Source organism: Halomonas sp. FeN2 (genome assembly GCF_020595105.1).
Taxonomy (GTDB): domain Bacteria; phylum Pseudomonadota; class Gammaproteobacteria; order Pseudomonadales; family Halomonadaceae; genus Vreelandella; species Vreelandella neptunia.
On the sequence record NZ_CP074200.1, the window covers coordinates 1,355,933 to 1,373,165 of the forward strand.

Below are 17,233 nucleotides of genomic sequence, written 5' to 3' on the forward strand. Positions count from 1 at the left end.
AACAAGCTACCGTGCTAATGAGCGATGTACATATAAATCGTAGCGGCTGGTTTTACCCTCAAGGGTATGCTGCGGCACAGGGCCCGCAATAGGTGGCGCCTTCCGGGGCCGCTTAACCACGACGCGGTGAGTGGCCACATCCAGCGCTGCCTCGAGCAAACGCGGAGCATCATTATCGTCACCGGCCAACTCACGAAACAGACGCATCTCTTTTTTCACCAGCGCGGATTTCTCACGGTGGGGAAACATCGGATCCAGATGTATCACCTGGGGAGAAAAGTGAGCACTGGCAACCAGTTCAGCTAGAGATTGCACGGCGTCACCATGACGCAGAGTCATGCGGGCGACGATGTCTGCCGTATCGCTATGTCTGGAGGCGCGCCTCAAGCCATCTTCCAACAGCGCAGCAATCGCCTCGACCCGCTCAATTAACAACACCTGGGCGCCTAGGCTGGCCAACACAAAGGCATCGCGCCCCAGCCCGGCAGTGGCATCGACAACACAAGGGCTAACACCCTTGGCTAGCCCGCAAGCCTTTGCAACCAGCTGGCCACGCCCACCGCCAAAGCGGCGCCGATGGGCCGCTTGGCCCGCCACAAAATCAACGCTAAGCGGCTTGCCGTAGCGTTTTTCATCACCGCCCAGCGCCAACCCTGCTTCGTCCTGCACCAAGCGCAGGCCGTCAGGTAGCACGATGCTTTCAACATCGCTCTTCACAAAGCTCATGCGGGCTTTTTCCAGGCAACGTCGTTGCGCAGATAAACCGGCTGAACCAAGTGCGCGGCCTGCCCCAGCCCAGCAGCAAAATCACGCGCCGCCAGCCACGCCATCTCTTCGGCACGGGGCTCTAAATCATCCAAATGCTGAGGCATGCTCAGTTGCACATCGACAGTGAAGCGCTCCCACAGCGTAAATCCGCTACCCACGCCTACCCAGTCGGTTTCCTCCCCCGGCAGGCGCAGCGACTCAGGGGCTAATACCGCCTCAGCGCTCATCGGCGTGATGGCATCTTTAAGGCAGTGCCAGGTGGCGACGTACACCTCCCCCATGCGGGCGTCTAAGGCAGTCACCACGTGGCGTAGGTGATAGCGGCGATGGGCCTGAAGCGCTAGCGCCTCCAAAGTAGAAACACCCAGCAGAGGGCAGTCCAGGCCAAACGCCAACCCCTGGGCAGCGCCCGCCGCGATGCGTAGCCCGGTAAACGAACCTGGCCCCCGACCGAAGGCTATCGCGTCGAGCTGGGAAGGGGTGAGCTGCGCTTCGGCAAGCACTTCATCCACCATCGGCAGCAGCCGGCGGGTATGGGCGCGGGGCGTCATTTCGAAGCGCGCCAGGCACTCAGTGCCCGAATCATCTTGGCGCAGTAAGGCTGCAGAGCAGGCGCTTGAAGAGGCGTCCAGGGCAAGCAGATGTAACGGCATAGCAAGTAGCCACTCGAAAGAAAGGTTGCGGCATTATACCTTTGTCATACTAATACGACGATGGCCCGCATTAAGCGGGCCATCGGCAAAGGCGTAAAACGCTTTTGTTAGCTGAAGGCTCTTCTCAGTTGAAGGCTCTTATCAACTAAGGGCTTCTTTAACCTGGCGGGTAATATCCGTCACGCTGCCAACGCCTTCAATACGGTGGTACTGGGGCGCATTCTGCGGATCCTGCTTGGCCCACTGCTGATAGTAATCGACCAGCGGCGCCGTTTGATCGTGGTAAACAGATAGGCGATTACGCACCGTGGACTCTTGGTCGTCCTCACGCTGAATAAGCGTTTCACCGGTCACATCATCTTTACCCGGCTCTTTGGGCGGATTGTGCTCAACGTGATAAACGCGACCCGATGCCTGATGCACACGGCGTCCCGCCAAGCGACTAACGATCTCCTCGTCGGGCACGGCAATTTCCACTACGTGATCCAGCTTAACGCCGCCCTCTTTCATGGCGTCGGCCTGGGGGATCGTGCGTGGGAAACCATCGAACAGAAAGCCGTTTTCGCAGTCTGGCTGGCTGATACGCTCTTTGACCAAGTCGATGATGATGTCATCGGAGACCAGGCCACCGCTGTTCATGATCTCTTTTACTTTCAGTCCCAGTTCAGTGCCATCTTTAATGGCCGTGCGCAGCATATCCCCGGTGGAAATCTGAGGAATCTTAAATTGCTCGCAAATAAACTGAGCTTGAGTCCCCTTCCCCGCGCCGGGGGCACCCAACAGGATTAAACGCATGGCACTGCTCCTTGAAGTTCTTGGTATGAAAAAAGCGTATGAAGAATGAGTATGTAAATTCTGTTAACTGACAATAACCGCGCCTCTCAAGCGACACAACTCCCCAAAAGCCTGAGAGACCCGCTTTTATTTCAATTTTTTTAAATTAAAACAGCCAAATGCCCTAAATCTACCACTTTGGTCGCCCTGCGATAGATTTAGCAAGCCTTTAAGTTGAGTAAACACAAGCGGCGCCCCGAGGGGCGCCGCTTGTATAAGCACATCGCTACCAATTACAGCAGTAAGCGACGAATATCGGTCAGCACATCTGCCAGGAAGGCAGTAAAGCGTGCCGCGTCGGCGCCATTGATCGCACGGTGATCATAGGAGAGCGATAGCGGCATCATCAGGCGCGGCTGGAAGGCGCTGCCATCCCAAACCGGTTTCATCTGGGCTTTGGACACGCCCAGAATGGCCACTTCCGGCGCATTGACGATCGGGGTAAACGCCGTGCCACCAATCGAACCGAGGCTCGAAATGGTGAAACAACCACCGGTCATCTCGTCGCGCTTGAGCTTTTTAGTCTGGGCTTTCTTGCCTAGCTCCGCCATCTCCTTGGCAATCTCGATCAAGGATTTTTGATCGGCGTTGCGCACTACCGGCACCATCAGACCATCAGGCGTATCCACGGCAATACCGATATGGACGTAGTTCTTCCATACCAAGGTTTCACCGTCACCCTTCAAGCTAACATTGAACTGCGGGAATTTACGCAGCGCAAAGGCGCAGGCTTTGACCATAAACGGCAGCGGTGTCAGCTTGGCGCCCTGGGCTTCCGCTTCGGCCTTCATCGCCTTGCGGAAAGCTTCCAGTTCGGTGATGTCCGCTTCGTCGAACTGGGTGACATGGGGCACATTGAGCCAGCTACGATGCAGGTTGGTCGCGCCCATCTTGAGCAGACGCCCCATCGGTTTCTCTTCCACTTCACCAAACTGGCTGAAGTCGACTTCCGGAATGGGCGGAATACCCGCGCCACCAGTAGCCGCGGCTGCCGCGCCGGGCTGGGCTTTACCCTGATTGGCAATCGCCTGCTTCACGTAGGACTGTACGTCCTCTTTGAGCACGCGATCCTTCGGGCCGCTGGGCTTAACGAGCCCCAAGTCGACACCCAGCTCACGGGCCAGCATACGCACCGCAGGGCCTGCGTGCACCAGCTTGCCATCCCGGGGCTTATGCGCCGCCATTTGGGCTTCCGGGCTGGGCGTGCCCGCCGGAGACTCAGTAGGTTTAGCGCTGTCCTTGCTATCACTGCTCTGCGAGGCTTTTTCTGGTGCGGCTTTTTTCGGTGCCGCTTTTTTGGCACCCGCCACTTCCATATAGCCGATCACATCGCCTTCAGAGACGGTATCGCCCTCTTTAACGGTCAGCTCAAGGAGCTTGCCTTTATAGGGGCTGGGCACGTCCATAGAGGCTTTATCAGACTCTAGGGTGATCAACGGGTCTTCTTCATTGACTTCGTCACCCGCCGCTACGCCGATCTCAATAATCGGCACATCAGAGGAGCCAGAAAGATCCGGGACGCGAATCTCTTTGCGCGCAGGCGATTCGCTAGCAGCCTCTTCCTGCTCATCTTCAGCCGTTTCTTCCGGCTCGCTACTGGCTTGGCTAGAGGACGGTTCTGGTGAAGAGCTCTCTTCCGATGCGTCTTCACTGTCGCCGCCTTCGCCGACGATCTCCATCTGGCCGATCACATCGCCCTCAGACACCGTGTCGCCCTCTTTCACGGTAAAGCTAACGATCTTACCGCTATGGGGGCTGGGCACGTCCATGGAGGCTTTGTCAGACTCCAGCGTGATCAAGGTGTCTTCGGCCTCAACCTCATCGCCTTCGCTGACCGCGACTTCGATAATTTCGACGCTGTCCGAGCCGCCGAGATCGGGCACTTTGATATCCACCGTCTGCTTGCCACCGGCGGACTTTTTAGCTGCGGGCTTCTGCTCTTGAGACGGCTCTTGGGTTTTTTCTTGCTTGGCTGGGGCCTCTTCAGGCTGGCTGTCAGACGAGCTCTCTTGCTTCTTCTCTTGCTGCTCGTCGCCACCACCACCTTCGACTTCCAGCTCAACGATATCGTCCCCTTCTGAGACACTATCGCCTTCTTTGACCAGCACTTTGAGTACCTTGCCGCCTTTCGGGGCCGGTACGTCCATACTGGCTTTGTCGGATTCCAGCGTGATTAGGGTGTCTTCCGCTTCAATGACGTCGCCTTCTGACACCGCAATCTCGATGATTTCGACATCGGTATCGCCGCCGATATCGGGAACTTTGATGATTTCGCTACTCAAGGTCGCGCTCCTTCCAAATCGGATCGAGCCGGTGGGCCACCGCCCACCGGTCAGCGGTTTAGCTAGTCAGCGGGTTAGGCTTATGGGCATCAATGCCGTACTTCTTAAGCGCTTCACCAACCTGCTTGCGATCAATCTCGCCACGCTCAGCCAGCGCACGTAGCGCCGCCACGGTCACGAAGTAGCGATCTACTTCGAAGAAGTAGCGCAGCTTCTCGCGGGTGTCTGAACGGCCAAAGCCATCGGTACCCAGTACAGTGTAGTCACCCGGTACCCAGGCACGCACTTGATCGGCATACAGCTTCATGTAGTCGGTCGACGCGATCACCGGGCCGTCGCGCCCTTCCAGACACTGCGTGACGTGAGGCTTGGTGGCCTCGGCGTCCGGGTTCAGGAAGGCTTCACGATCCAGCAGCAGCGCTTCACGACGCAGCTCGTTAAAGCTGGTCACGCTCCAGATGTCGGCGCCGATGCCCCAATCGTTCTCGAGTAACTCAGCGGCGGCTTCCACTTCGCGCAGAATCGTACCCGAACCGAGCAGCTGTACGCGGCCCTTGTCGCCTTTGGTTTCGCGCAGTAGGTACATGCCTTTGACGATATCGTCGGCGGGCACGTTTTCCAGCGCAGGGTGTTCGTAGTTCTCGTTCATCACCGTCAGGTAGTAGAAGCAGTTCTCCTTGTCGGTGAACATGCGCTTCAGGCCATCCTGCAGAATCACGGCGACTTCATGGGCATAGGTCGGGTCGTAGCTGCGGCAGTTGGGGATGGTGGAGGCCTGAATCAGGCTGTGGCCATCCTGGTGCTGCAGGCCTTCGCCGTTGAGCGTGGTGCGCCCTGCGGTGCCGCCGACCATAAAGCCACGGGCTTGCAGGTCACCCGCCGCCCAGGCCAGGTCGCCGATGCGCTGGAAGCCAAACATCGAGTAGTAGATGTAGAACGGCAGTAGCGTGACGTTGTTGTTGCTGTAGGAGGTCGCCGCGGCGATCCAGGCCGACATGGCGCCGGCTTCGGTAATGCCCTCTTCGAGGATCTGACCTTTCTGATCCTCGCGGTAGAACATGATCTGGCCTTTATCCACCGGCTCGTACTTCTGACCTTCCGAGGTGTAGATACCCAGCTGACGGAACATGCCTTCCATACCGAAGGTTCGCGCTTCGTCAGGAATAATCGGTACGACCTTCTTGCCCAGCGTTTTATCTTTGACCAGGCCGTTAAGCACCCGCACAAACGCCATGGTGGTGGAGACTTCACGCCCTTTGGAGCCACCCATTTGCGAGGCAAAGGTCTTGTCTTCGAGGCTGGGGATCTCCAGGGCCTCGAAGTCGCTTTGACGGCTGGGTAGGTAGCCGCCCAGGCGCTCGCGCTGCAGGTGCATGTACTTGAGCTCGGGAGAGTCGTCTTCCGGCTTGTAGTACGGCACTTCTTTGAGCTGTTCGTCGGTTAACGGAATACCGAAGCGATCGCGGAAGGTCTTGAGCGCTTCGTACTCCATGCTCTTGACCTGGTGCGCTTCGTTGGCCGCTTCGCCATCGCCGCTGCCCATGCCGTAGCCTTTAACGGTATGCGCCAGGATGACCGTGGGCTTGCCGTTGGAGGTGTTCACCGCTTCGTTATACGCCGCGTAAACCTTGAACGGGTCGTGGCCACCGCGGTTGAGCTTCCAGATATCTTCGTCGGAGAGGTCGTTGACCATCGCCTCGGTTTCGGGATATTTGCCAAAGAAGTGCTCACGGGTGTAAGCGCCGCCGTTGGCTTTGTAGTTCTGGTACTCGCCGTCGACCGCTTCATCCATGCGTTTCTGAAGGATGCCTTTCTTGTCCTTCTCGAACAGCGGATCCCAGTGACGGCCCCAGACGACCTTGATCACGTTCCAGCCAGCGCCACGGAAGACGCCTTCGAACTCGTCCATCACCCGGGAGTTGCCGCGTACCGGGCCGTCCAGGCGCTGCAGGTTGCAGTTGATAACGAAGATCAGGTTGTCGAGGTTTTCGCGACCGGCCAGTGAAATGGCACCCAGGGATTCCGGCTCATCACACTCACCGTCGCCCATAAAGCACCAGATCTTGCGGTCATACATATCCTTCAGCTCACGGTGATGCAGGTACTTCATCACGTGGGCTTGGTAGATCGCTTGAATCGGGCCAAGCCCCATGGAGACCGTGGGGAACTGCCAGTAGTCCGGCATCAGCCAGGGGTGCGGGTAGGACGAGAGGCCATCGCCATCCACTTCCTGACGGAACTTGTCCATCTGCTCTTCTGATAGACGTCCTTCCAAATAGGAGCGTGCGTAGATGCCCGGCGCTACGTGGCCCTGGATATAAATCAGGTCACCGGCAAAATCGCCCTGGGGGGCGCGGAAGAAGTGGTTAAAGCCCACGTCATACAGGGTGGCCGAGGACATAAAGCTGGCAATGTGGCCGCCCAGGCCCGGCTTGGCACGGTTATTACGAATCACCTGGGCAATGGCGTTGTAACGGATCAAGGAGCGGATACGCCGCTCCATGAACAGGTCGCCAGGCATGGGGGCTTCGCGGTGAACCGGGATCGTATTACGGTGCGGGGTTGTCACCGAGAAGGGCACCTTCATGCCGTCCCGGCGCAGGCGGTCCGCCAGGCGGGTCATCAGGTAGCGGGCACGATCTTCGCCCTCACGATCCAGTACCGACTCTAGGGAATCAATCCATTCCGTAGTTTCGATCGGATCGAGATCTTCTCTTGTCTCCAGACTCATAGAGGTCTCTCCGAATGACGATAAATGACAAAAATCCCCGCTACCCTAAAGGGCCTGGGGCGGCGGTGCGAAAATTCACCACGCGCCAACAATCAGCCGGTGATCAAACGCCGGATAGGGGTTTTAGCTCTACATTCAACAAGCTACGTGCTTGTTAATGTAGTAAAGCTACACAATTCTGTTAAAGGTTAGCCTTTTGTATAGGCGAAGATACCTCAAAGTCGCCACGCTGCCAATTCTGTCGCAGCGGAAAAGCCTATCGAAAACAAACTATTGCACTGCAACATAAGCAAAACATATAGCATTTGCCACTACTACCAACAGAGAATCGGCTGTAATTAAACTACCGTTTTATTGCGTTGCTATTGAGTTACTTAGTTACTGAAACACTCAGTCATTCACCCACTTGGTGACTAAAATAGTTGAGTAGACCATCATCACTCAAGGCGCGACGATAGCCGCTGCCGAAAATAAGCCCAATCAAATGCCGGGCCGGGGTCAGTTTTGCGCAGCGGCGCAACATGCGCATGACTGGTAATACGATCAGCATTGAGCTGTGGATAGCGCGCCATTAGCCACACTACCGCCTCTGCTAGCGCGTTATACTGCGCTTTGCTATAGGGAGTAACGTCATCGCCCTCAAGCTCAATGCCCACCGAAAAATCGTTGAGTGCCGTTCGCCAGCTTAGCTGGCGGGCATCCCACCATCCTGAACGCCCTGCGTGCCACGCTCTATGATCTGTATCAACAAACTGTACGCATTCACCATCGCGGCGTATCAGCAGATGCGCAGAGACTCTTAAGTGAGCAATTTCAGCGAAAAACGGGTGTTCACCAACCGTCAGCTGATTGGTAAATAGCGCCTCAATAGCGCCGCCGCTAAACTCGCCAGGAGGTAAGCTAATCGCATGAATGAGTAGCAGCGAGACCTCTTCATCGGGCCGGGCATCGCAGTTGGGCGAAACGACTTGCCGAGCGCCACTCCACCAACCGCTAAGGGGTTGTTTGTCTTCCATACGCATGGTCTCCTCTACGGTAACGCGTTCTTCCACGGCTCACTTTCATTATAATGGCCGCCCACAATCGACGACGTTCAGAGAATCACTGCCATGCATTATCAATCCGCTCTTGCTGAAGAAATCCGCGCCAGCGCCGCTCGCCTGTTGGCAGAGGACGTTGGCCCGGGTGATATTACCGCGCAATTGATCCCTGAGCACCAGTGGGCCAGCGCCAATGTAATTACCCGTGAAGATGCGGTGCTGTGTGGCGCGCCCTGGGTAGATGAGCTGTTTCGCCGCCTGGATAGTCGGGTAAGCCTGACCTGGCACGCCGCTGACGGCGATAAGCTAGAGGCCGGTGAGTGCTTTTTAACCCTGGAAGGCCCCGCCCGTGTCCTGCTCACCGGCGAGCGGGCGGCGCTTAACGTGCTGCAAACGCTATCCGCCACCGCCACCGCCACCCGCGCTTATGTCGACCTAATTGAAGGCACCGGTGTACGTCTGCTTGATACGCGTAAAACATTACCTGGCATGCGCTTGGCGCAAAAATATGCGGTCACCTGCGGAGGTGGACACAACCACCGCATTGGCCTTTGGGACGCGTTTTTGATCAAAGAGAACCACATTGCTGCCTGCGGAGGCATTCAAGCGGCGGTCGCCCAGGCGCGCAAGCTAGCCAGCGACCTGCCTGTAGAAGTCGAGGTAGAAACCTTTGAAGAGCTGGATCAGGCGCTGGCAGCGGGGGCTGATATTGTCATGCTCGACAATTTCGCCATTGAAGACCTGCACGTTGCGGTTGAAATTAACGGCGGCCGAGCCACCCTGGAAGCCTCGGGCAACGTGGATGCCACCACTCTGCGGGCAATCGCCGACACCGGCGTTGACTGTATCTCTAGCGGCGCATTGACCAAGGACATCGCCTCGATCGATCTTTCCATGCGTATTACCCGCAGCTATAGCGTGTGATGATTAAGTTTCGACGGCATTAAGCCGCTTGGAAAGCTTATAACGCAGCAGTCGTTCCCCACTTCGCTCGACCCACTCTTCGCCGTGGCTCTCCCAACCACGGCGCATTAGGCGCTCATAGAGCATCGAACTGGCCTCTATTTCCACCCGCCCAAGCCCCTGCTCTAGCAGCAGGCGCTCGGCATGCACCAGCAGCGTGGTGCCAATACCGCGGCCGGCCAGTGAGGGCCATACGTAAAGAGTTACAACCCGACCGGCGACTAAATCCAACTCCAGGAACCCCACGCAGCGCCCATCGCAGGTAGCCACTAAGGTCGTGTAGAGCGCTTGCCGCACTCCCCACGCACTGCCTTCTCGAGGCAGTGCATTAGCCCACGCACGTCGCTCATCCAGCGTGTAGTGAGTGGCTGCCCCCTGCATGACAGCGTGGTAAAACACTTCCGCCTGGTCAGCGGCATCACGTGCCAGTGCCGCGCGATACATTACCCGCGTACCGGTTGGCGCTTGCTGCTCCTCGGTATTGGTCATGCGTCACCTCTGCGCTGTTTCGCTATCATTTGATCAAGACACATTCGATCACGCCCTATTTGGTCGCGCCTAAGCCATTGGCCTGCTTTATACTACTTGGATCAATTCTACGCGAATCAACCCTAGCAGAAGGCAGTGTGATGGACGATGCCCCTAACAGCGAGCATTTTACGCTGACGCCCATTGGCCATGTAATCAGCGACTACCCCGATAAATTCGGTATCCCGCGCCAACCGGGGCTCGCACCGGCGGCCAATGCCCGGCTTGTGCTCACCGCTCCTTACAACGAGCCACTCGCTGTGCGCGGATTGGAAGACTTCAGCCACCTGTGGCTGAGCTTTATTTTTCATCAAAGCCCCGAACGCTGGTCTCCACTGGTAAGACCACCGCGCCTGGGGGGTAATAAAAAGGTGGGAGTTTTTGCCAGTCGCAGCACCCACCGCCCTAACCGCCTGGGGCTCTCACTGGTGAGATTAGTCGGTATCGACACCCAGCACGGCGTTACCCTGCAGCTCCAGGGGTGCGACTTAGTCAGCGGCACCCCGGTGGTCGATATCAAGCCTTATCTGCCGTGGGCCGAATCTCATCCTAACGCACAGGCCGGATTTGCCCCTGAGACACCGTCACTGATGGCTGTCACCTTTCATCCAACGGCGCTTGATATGCTCGCCCAGCGCCAGGACAGTGCCACCCTACTGGCATTAATTGAGCAGGTGCTAAGCCAAGACCCAAGGCCCGCTTATAAGCAAAAGGATAGGGAGTCTGAGCGCCTTTACGGCGTACGCCTGCGCGATGTGGACGTTAAGTTTTGCCCTCGCCAGAAAGGCGAAGCCACCACCTTAGAGGTGATGGCTATCGAACCTTACGCCGAATAATGGCAAAAGCCTGGCGTTATCAGGCAGGGAAGGTAATACCCAAGCGGCGGCCAACTTCCTCATACGCCTCGATCACACCGCCCAATCCCTGACGGAAGCGATCTTTATCGAGCTTTTCACGGGTGTTGGCGTCCCAAAGGCGGCAACCATCTGGAGAGAACTCATCTCCCAGCACCACCTCGCCTTTGAATACACCAAACTCCAGTTTGTAATCCACCAGCAGCATATCGCCCTCAGCAAACAGCGCTTTGAGGATATGGTTAACCTTGAAGGTTAGCGCTTTCATCTTGGCTAACTGCTCAGGCGTTGCCCAACCGAAGGTCTCCGCCAGCGACTCATTGATCATCGGGTCGCCCTTCTCATCGTTCTTCAGGAACAATTCAAAAGTAGGTGGCGTAAGGGCAATCCCCTCTTCTACACCGAGCCGTTTTACCAAGCCACCCGCGGCGATGTTGCGCACCACGCACTCCACCGGGATCATCTGCATCTTCTTGACCAGACTCTCAGTATTGGATAGCTGCTTTTCGAAGTGGGTAGGAATACCCGCTTCCTGCAGCCGCTCCATAATGAAGGCGTTAAAGATGTTATTGACCATTCCCTTGCGGGCCAGCGACTCCACTTTTTTGCCATCAAAGGCGCTGGTGTCATCACGAAAATTGAGCACCAACAAATCCGGATCGTCGGTGGTATACACAGATTTCGCCTTACCGGCGTAGAGTTCTTGGCGCTTTTCCATGGGGGCTCCGTAAGGGGTGAAGGATCAACAAATTAACGTAAATAGCCGGAGACACGCTCAAGCAGCTCGCGCTGATCATCTGCGCTGAATGCCCGCTCGCTGGCATTGATGGCACGCAGAATCGTCTGATCGCCGTTAGGCTGCAGGGCAAGACGGATCTGCTGGGACATTTTGCGCACATCTGGGCTGAAGACGATTTGCAGCGGGTTGCGGTTACGCTCGGTTTCAGTCATGTACTCAACCATAAACTCATGACTGGCGGGGTCGGCGGCGAGCAAATCTCGCTGGCCTTCCTGGGCAAAATCCAGCTCAAGATAGTGGTTCAGCTCGGCCCATACTCGATCAACCGGCTGTGGAATAACCACTTCCCATTCGTCGCCCTGCTGGCGGATCTGCAATGTCTGCTCATCGGTCAGACGCTGAGCCGTCCAGGAGGAGGAGACGCTGGCAGATGCACTGCGTGCGCTTAAATGGCTCTCTAGCGCATCGAGACAGCTCGCCATGGTTTGCCCGCCGCGCTCGCAGCGAACTTCGCTGCTACCTGCGCGTAGTGCACTTTGCAGGCGAATTTCCGCCTGGGGCGTGACGATAACGCCCTGGGAAGCGCTACTCTGCAGCACTTCCAACTGACGAGTACGTACAAACTCTTCCAACTGCGGCCACACCGTACCGGTATCGGCGGCCACCACTAGCCAGGTTTGATCGCCCACTTCGCGACGCTCGACATACTCAGGCTCCATCCCACTACCAATCGCCAATGACTGAGGTGGACGAATTTCTGCCGCTTCGTCAAGCCGTGTCCCTTGGGTGGCGGCTTGAGGAACCGGCAGCGCATCACGGTAGCGTTGGGTATTGCGGGTCTCTGGCAGCACCAAAGGCGGCGCTGGTGCGGCCTCGGTGTAGTCCAGGTTACGGTCGTGGTAAAAACCATCCCGCGCACAACCAGAGAGCGCGACAGCCGCTGCGAGTGCCAGCGGAACCCATTTAAGCGCACGTATTTCAAGCACAGAGCTCATCAAGCCACCTTAAGTCAACAAATCAGGTACCCAGCTCAGCGGTAGATGAGCTGGGTAGCAAAGGGTATTGCGTCGGGTTACTCCTCTACGACGCCCGCCAGCTGCAGCGCTTCGCTCACTGTGGCGTGGTACTTTTCCGACAGCCAGGTTAACGGTAAGCGAATACCCGCGTCCGCGTACCCCATACGATTCAGCGCCCACTTCACCGGAATAGGATTCGACTCTATACCCAGATTGGTGTGCAGCGGCATCAAACGCGTATTAATCTGGTGTGCCTTATCGGCATCACCGGCGACGGCTGCCGTGCAAAGCTCATGCATTGCCCGAGGAGCAACGTTGGCGGTTACTGAGATATCGCCATGCCCCCCCATCAACATAAAATCGCAGGCGGTCGCATCGTCGCCGGAGTAGAGCATAAAGCCACTGCCCTTTAGGCGAGTAATTAGATCTTCAGCACGCTCTAGGTTCCCCGTAGCGTCTTTTAAACCGATAATATTATCAACTTCGGCCAGACGTAACACGGTCTCGTTATAGATATCCGAGCAGGTGCGGCCAGGCACATTGTAAAGAATGACCGGCAGGTCGCTGGCCTCGGCGGTGGCTTTGAAGTGCTGAAACAGGCCTTCCTGAGTAGGCTTGTTGTAGTAGGGAGCCACCGTCAGACAGTAATCTGCACCGACTTCTTTCGCGTAGCGGGTCAATTCCACTGCTTCGGTGGTGTTGTTCGAGCCGGTACCGGCTATGACCGGAATACGGCCATTGACCTCTTCTACCACGCTGCGAATCACGTCAAAGTGCTCCGCGAAGGACATGGTTGTCGGTTCGCCCGTGGTACCAGCCGCCACAATGGCATCGGTGCCATTTTCGAGATGGAAGTTCACCAGGCGACGAAGCGCCTCCCAGTCGATGTCGCCATTGACTTTCATAGGCGTCGCCAGGGCGACAATGCTGCCTGTGATCATCCGTTTATTCCTCACCAGCCAAATTGTGATATCAACTATCTAGGTTTTTTTAAGTGCTAAGTGTTTTAGATACTTCTCAAAACCGAGCGCGATCGGGCTATTTTGCCTCAAGCACTACACCGCACAGAGGACAAATGGTACTCAGGCGATTCGAGCCTGTACAGCGTAAAGCGATGAGAGTTTGTCGTCACCCTGTTTTGAGCTTTGACAATGGCCCCCGGCTTACGTGTAATCGTGCTTCGCACTTCACTGTTAACACCCACGTCAATAAGGACGCCTTATGTCTGTTGAAATTGGTAAGCCCGTTGCCGACTTCTCCGCCACCGCCACTGGTGATACCACCGTGACGCTGTCCGAACTGCACGGCAAACAAGTGGTCATTTACTTCTACCCCAAAGCCAGCACGCCCGGATGCACCACCGAGGGCGGCGACTTTCGCGACCGTAAACCCGCCTTTGACGCCGCTAATACAGTGATTCTCGGCGTCTCTCGCGACGGTCTACGCGCTCAAGAAAACTTTAAAGCCAAACAGGATTTCAATTTCGATCTTATCTCCGACAAAGATGAAAATGTTTGCACACTGTTTGACGTAATCAAACTCAAGAAAATGTACGGTAAGGAGCACCTGGGCATCGAGCGCAGCACTTTCCTGATTGATAAGGAAGGTAAGCTAGCCAACGAGTGGCGCGGCGTTAAGGTACCTGGCCACGCTGAAGAAGTGCTTGCTGCGGCTGAAAAACTTAACGCTTCCAGCTAGCTTTCACAAAGCCCCTTTACAGCTAACTCCATTACCCGTGCCGATTCACCACGGGTAATGGGTAAACCTACTCGGTCTCCTGAACCGCCGGGGCTTGCAGCCCACGTCGCTCCTCACGCCCATGCATGCCGCGGGGCCAAGCGTAAATCAGCGCCTTCAGCAGCGTGGCCAAGGGAATGGCAAAGAAAATACCCCAGAAGCCCCAAATTCCGCCGAAGAACAGCACCGCCACAATGATAGAAACCGGATGAATATTATTGGTTTCAGAGAACAGCACCGGTGCCAACACGTTGCCATCCAGCGCTTGAATCACGCCATAAGCCACCAGCACATACACAAAATCTTCGCTAAGACCAAAATAGAACCCAGCTACCGCGGCGACCGGCAGCGTAGCCACCGCAGCACCGATATAAGGCACTAGCACCGAAAGCCCGACCAACACCGCCAAGAGCGCCGTATACGGCAAGCCAAAGAATGCAAAGGTAAAGAACGCCACCGTACCCACGATAATGATTTCAATAAACTTACCGCGAATATAGTTGGCAATTTGATCATCCATCTCACGCCAAATACGCGATAGCAGCGTACGCTTCTGGGGCAGCAGCGAAAGCATAAAACCGACCAGCACGTCACGATCCTTGAGCATAAAGAACACCAGTATCGGCACCAGCACCAGGTAAATAATCAGCGACATGATATTGCCGAGCGAGGCCAGTGAAAGCGTTAAGGCGCGCTGGCCTAGCTGGCTAATCTCGCGGCTTGCTACGCCTATCCAGCTCTGCATCTGATCCGGCGTAATAATGTTCGGGTAGCGCGCCTGCAGTTCATCCAACCAGCCCTGGCCACTGGCGAACATCCGCGGCGTCTCCTGCACCAGCCCCACTAGCTGGTTCCAGATCAACGGCATAAGAATAAACGCCAGGGTGAGCAGCACACTGATAAAGGCTAAAAAGACCAGGATCACCGCCAGCAAATGCGGCACCCCCCGCCGGGTAAACGCGCTTACTACGCCCTGCAACAGAAACGCGATCACCAGTGCGGTAAAAAATGGCGCCAACATGCGACCAAACCAGATGATCGCGGCAAAACCCGCCACCAGTACTACCAGTAGGATGAGTGCTTCCTCATCCGAGAAGTAGCGCTCAACCCAGCTTTTCAGAATCGTGCGCAGGGTCATGAGTGCGCATCTCCCGCTTTTCTAATCCAATACACATAAACATCGCCGCGCTGTTCCCGTCCCTCAAGGGCATGCGCACTCTGATCGGTAAACGATGCCATATCCCGCCACGACCCAGCATCCGTTGAACGTACTTCAAGCAACTGGCCTGCCGCCAAGCCTGACAGGGCCTGCTTAGCTTTTAGCAGTGGCAATGGGCAGTGCAGCCCACAAGCGTCAAGCACCGTGTCGGGTTGAAAGCCCCCGGTTTGCTCAGACATACATACTCCCTCAAGATGACCTGCCTATTTCACGGCGTAGATTTATACACGTCGTTGCATAAACATTGTTTAATAAACGCTGCGGCATAAACTGTCTTTAGCGATTGATTTCACTAGGCTGTCGATTTAACGGCACTTCCCAGTCTTTATCAATGTCACACTTTTAACCAATGCCACACCCAGACCACTTTGCTTAACTATTATTTATGAGGATGCCATGCCGACCCTTCGTACCACTTCCCCAGGCTGGATATGTGCGTTCGCTTGTGCTTGTGGCAGCCTACTGTTTAGTCCGCCAAGCGTTGCTACCAATGATTACGGCTTGCCGAGCTTAGGGGCAGCGTCTACCTCCGTCAGCAATGAAGAGTACCGCTTGGGCCGCGCCTGGTTGCGCCAGTTTCGTGCCCAAGCCCCCCAGTGGCAAGACCCTATAACCAATGATTATTTGCAAAGCCTAATTGCCCGACTGGCCCCGCATAGTGATATTAACGGCCTGCGCACGATCACCGTGATGGTCGATAACGCGTCACTGAATGCCTTTGCCGTCCCAGGCGGCGTGGTAGGGATCAACTCTGGGCTATTCGCGTTTGCCGAAGATGAAGGTGCCTTTGTCTCGGTGCTAGCTCACGAGCTGGGCCACCTCTCCCAACGCCACTATGCCCGTGGCAGCGCCCGCGCGGCTCAGACCCAACTGCCCGCTATGGCGGCCATGCTGGCAGGCATGCTGATTGCTGCCAGTGGCGGCGGCGACGCTGGCATGGCGGCTGCCATGGGCTCCCAGGCGGCGCTGATTCAGGATCAGCTTAGCTACTCACGGCTGTTTGAACAGGAAGCCGATAACATCGGGCTTCAGGCCATGGCCGATGCAGGCTATGACCCCGAGGCAATGGTGCGCATGTTCTCGGCCATGCAGCGCATGGCGCGCCTTCAGGGTGATACGCCACCCGAGTTCCTGCTGACCCACCCGGTCACCGACAATCGTTTAAGTGCCGCGCAAGCCCGCGCCGCCCAGCTCAATGTCGCCGATGCATATACCAGCGACACTCTCTACGACATGATGCGCGCCCGAGCGTTGCTAAGCATTTACACTAACACGCCGCAGCAAGCTGCTTCGCGCCTTGCTCAGGAAGGCGCCGAACAAGCCGCTCAGGACTACTTAGCCGCACTCATTGATGCTCGCAACGGCCAAACCGATAGCGCTCTGGGGCAGCTGGATAGGCTTGCTAACGAGCATCCCGACTTTGCCATGCTCCCCGCCTCTGCAGCCAGTGTCGCTCTGGAAGCAGGGCGCTACGATCAGGCGATTCAGCGCAGCCAGCAATTGCTACGCTTTATGCCCAACTACCTACCTGCCCAACTGGTACTGGCCGAAGCGCAGCTGCAGCGCGACCCACAGGCTGCCTATGACCTGCTGCGCGACATCACCTCCCAAAACCCGGAAAACCCTCAGGGCTTTAACCTGCTGGCGGAAGCCGCCGGACGTAGCGGACACGACAGCTGGGGGCATTTAGCCCGTGCAGAGCACCTTCAACTGACCGGCCGCGTCGATCGCGGCATTCGCCAGCTCTCCATCGCCCGGGATGCCGCGGAGCGGGAAAACAACCAGCAGGCGTTGGCAAGAATCGAGCAGCGCAGAGAAGAGTTTATTGAGTATCGTGAAGCGCTGGAAGATTTTAGTTGATGCCCTGAA

General features: G+C 56.6%; 16 protein-coding genes. 4 read left to right on the forward strand and 12 right to left on the reverse strand.

Annotation, left to right across the window (positions count from 1 at the left end; all coding sequences use genetic code 11):
• Window positions 1-6: 6 nt before the first annotated feature.
• From KF947_RS06360 to ampD, 6 genes are all read right to left on the reverse strand, one after another.
• Window positions 7-726: a class I SAM-dependent methyltransferase gene (locus KF947_RS06360; protein WP_227405755.1), complete on the reverse strand. Its 720-nt coding sequence runs from the start codon at window positions 724-726 to the stop codon at window positions 7-9.
• On the reverse strand, window positions 723-1,421 hold the full coding sequence (gene tsaB / locus KF947_RS06365) for a tRNA (adenosine(37)-N6)-threonylcarbamoyltransferase complex dimerization subunit type 1 TsaB (protein ID WP_223288084.1): 699 nt from the start codon (window positions 1,419-1,421) through the stop codon (window positions 723-725). The genes KF947_RS06360 and tsaB overlap by 4 nt, the downstream gene beginning before the upstream one ends.
• Window positions 1,422-1,562: 141 nt before the next feature.
• On the reverse strand, window positions 1,563-2,216 hold the full coding sequence (gene adk, locus KF947_RS06370) for an adenylate kinase (RefSeq protein WP_133732138.1): 654 nt from the start codon (window positions 2,214-2,216) through the stop codon (window positions 1,563-1,565).
• A gap of 272 nt (window positions 2,217-2,488) precedes the next feature.
• Window positions 2,489-4,537, reverse strand: a complete 2,049-nt coding sequence (gene aceF / locus KF947_RS06375) for a pyruvate dehydrogenase complex dihydrolipoyllysine-residue acetyltransferase (RefSeq protein ID WP_227405756.1) — start codon at window positions 4,535-4,537, stop codon at window positions 2,489-2,491.
• A gap of 58 nt (window positions 4,538-4,595) precedes the next feature.
• Window positions 4,596-7,268, reverse strand: coding sequence for a pyruvate dehydrogenase (acetyl-transferring), homodimeric type (gene aceE, locus KF947_RS06380; RefSeq protein ID WP_133732136.1), 2,673 nt, complete (start codon window positions 7,266-7,268; stop codon window positions 4,596-4,598).
• 437 nt (window positions 7,269-7,705) lie between these two features.
• Window positions 7,706-8,284: a 1,6-anhydro-N-acetylmuramyl-L-alanine amidase AmpD gene (ampD, locus tag KF947_RS06385; RefSeq protein WP_227406281.1), complete on the reverse strand. Its 579-nt coding sequence runs from the start codon at window positions 8,282-8,284 to the stop codon at window positions 7,706-7,708.
• A gap of 93 nt (window positions 8,285-8,377) precedes the next feature.
• Here ampD and nadC point away from each other — a divergent pair, with 93 nt between their 5' ends.
• A complete protein-coding gene (nadC, locus tag KF947_RS06390) occupies window positions 8,378-9,232 on the forward strand; it encodes a carboxylating nicotinate-nucleotide diphosphorylase (RefSeq protein WP_227405757.1) in 855 nt (284 codons plus the stop codon).
• A 3-nt stretch (window positions 9,233-9,235) separates the two neighbouring features.
• On the opposite strand, the gene KF947_RS06395 is transcribed toward nadC, so the two are convergent.
• Window positions 9,236-9,760: a GNAT family N-acetyltransferase gene (locus tag KF947_RS06395; RefSeq protein WP_227405758.1), complete on the reverse strand. Its 525-nt coding sequence runs from the start codon at window positions 9,758-9,760 to the stop codon at window positions 9,236-9,238.
• A 140-nt stretch (window positions 9,761-9,900) separates the two neighbouring features.
• Between KF947_RS06395 and tsaA the strand changes: the two genes are divergently transcribed.
• Window positions 9,901-10,635, forward strand: coding sequence for a tRNA (N6-threonylcarbamoyladenosine(37)-N6)-methyltransferase TrmO (gene tsaA / locus KF947_RS06400; RefSeq protein ID WP_223288088.1), 735 nt, complete (start codon window positions 9,901-9,903; stop codon window positions 10,633-10,635).
• Between the two features lie 19 nt (window positions 10,636-10,654).
• Here tsaA and purC read toward each other — a convergent pair whose 3' ends face one another.
• From purC to dapA, 3 genes are all read right to left on the reverse strand, one after another.
• A complete protein-coding gene (purC, locus tag KF947_RS06405) occupies window positions 10,655-11,371 on the reverse strand; it encodes a phosphoribosylaminoimidazolesuccinocarboxamide synthase (protein ID WP_008955951.1) in 717 nt (238 codons plus the stop codon).
• Between the two features lie 32 nt (window positions 11,372-11,403).
• Window positions 11,404-12,387, reverse strand: coding sequence for an outer membrane protein assembly factor BamC (gene bamC / locus KF947_RS06410; protein WP_133732131.1), 984 nt, complete (start codon window positions 12,385-12,387; stop codon window positions 11,404-11,406).
• A 77-nt stretch (window positions 12,388-12,464) separates the two neighbouring features.
• Entirely contained in the window at window positions 12,465-13,349 is an 885-nt protein-coding gene (gene dapA, locus KF947_RS06415) for a 4-hydroxy-tetrahydrodipicolinate synthase (protein WP_071694177.1), read from the reverse strand.
• 280 nt (window positions 13,350-13,629) lie between these two features.
• On the opposite strand from dapA, the gene KF947_RS06420 reads away from it, so the two are divergent.
• The gene (locus KF947_RS06420; protein ID WP_133732129.1) at window positions 13,630-14,106 is read left to right on the forward strand and encodes a peroxiredoxin; all 477 of its coding nucleotides are present in this window, start codon (window positions 13,630-13,632) and stop codon (window positions 14,104-14,106) included.
• A 67-nt stretch (window positions 14,107-14,173) separates the two neighbouring features.
• On the opposite strand, the gene KF947_RS06425 is transcribed toward KF947_RS06420, so the two are convergent.
• Complete coding sequence (locus KF947_RS06425) at window positions 14,174-15,283, reverse strand: AI-2E family transporter (protein ID WP_133732128.1); 1,110 nt, start codon at window positions 15,281-15,283, stop codon at window positions 14,174-14,176.
• Window positions 15,280-15,543 (reverse strand): sulfurtransferase TusA family protein, encoded by a 264-nt coding sequence (locus KF947_RS06430; RefSeq protein WP_133732127.1) that lies wholly within the window; start codon window positions 15,541-15,543, stop codon window positions 15,280-15,282. Before KF947_RS06430 ends, KF947_RS06425 begins: the two co-directional genes overlap by 4 nt.
• Before the next feature lie 217 nt (window positions 15,544-15,760).
• Between KF947_RS06430 and KF947_RS06435 the strand changes: the two genes are divergently transcribed.
• Window positions 15,761-17,224 carry a M48 family metalloprotease gene (locus KF947_RS06435; RefSeq protein ID WP_133732126.1) on the forward strand — a complete coding sequence of 488 codons (1,464 nt, stop codon included), beginning with the start codon at window positions 15,761-15,763 and terminating at the stop codon, window positions 17,222-17,224.
• Window positions 17,225-17,233 lie beyond the last annotated feature (9 nt).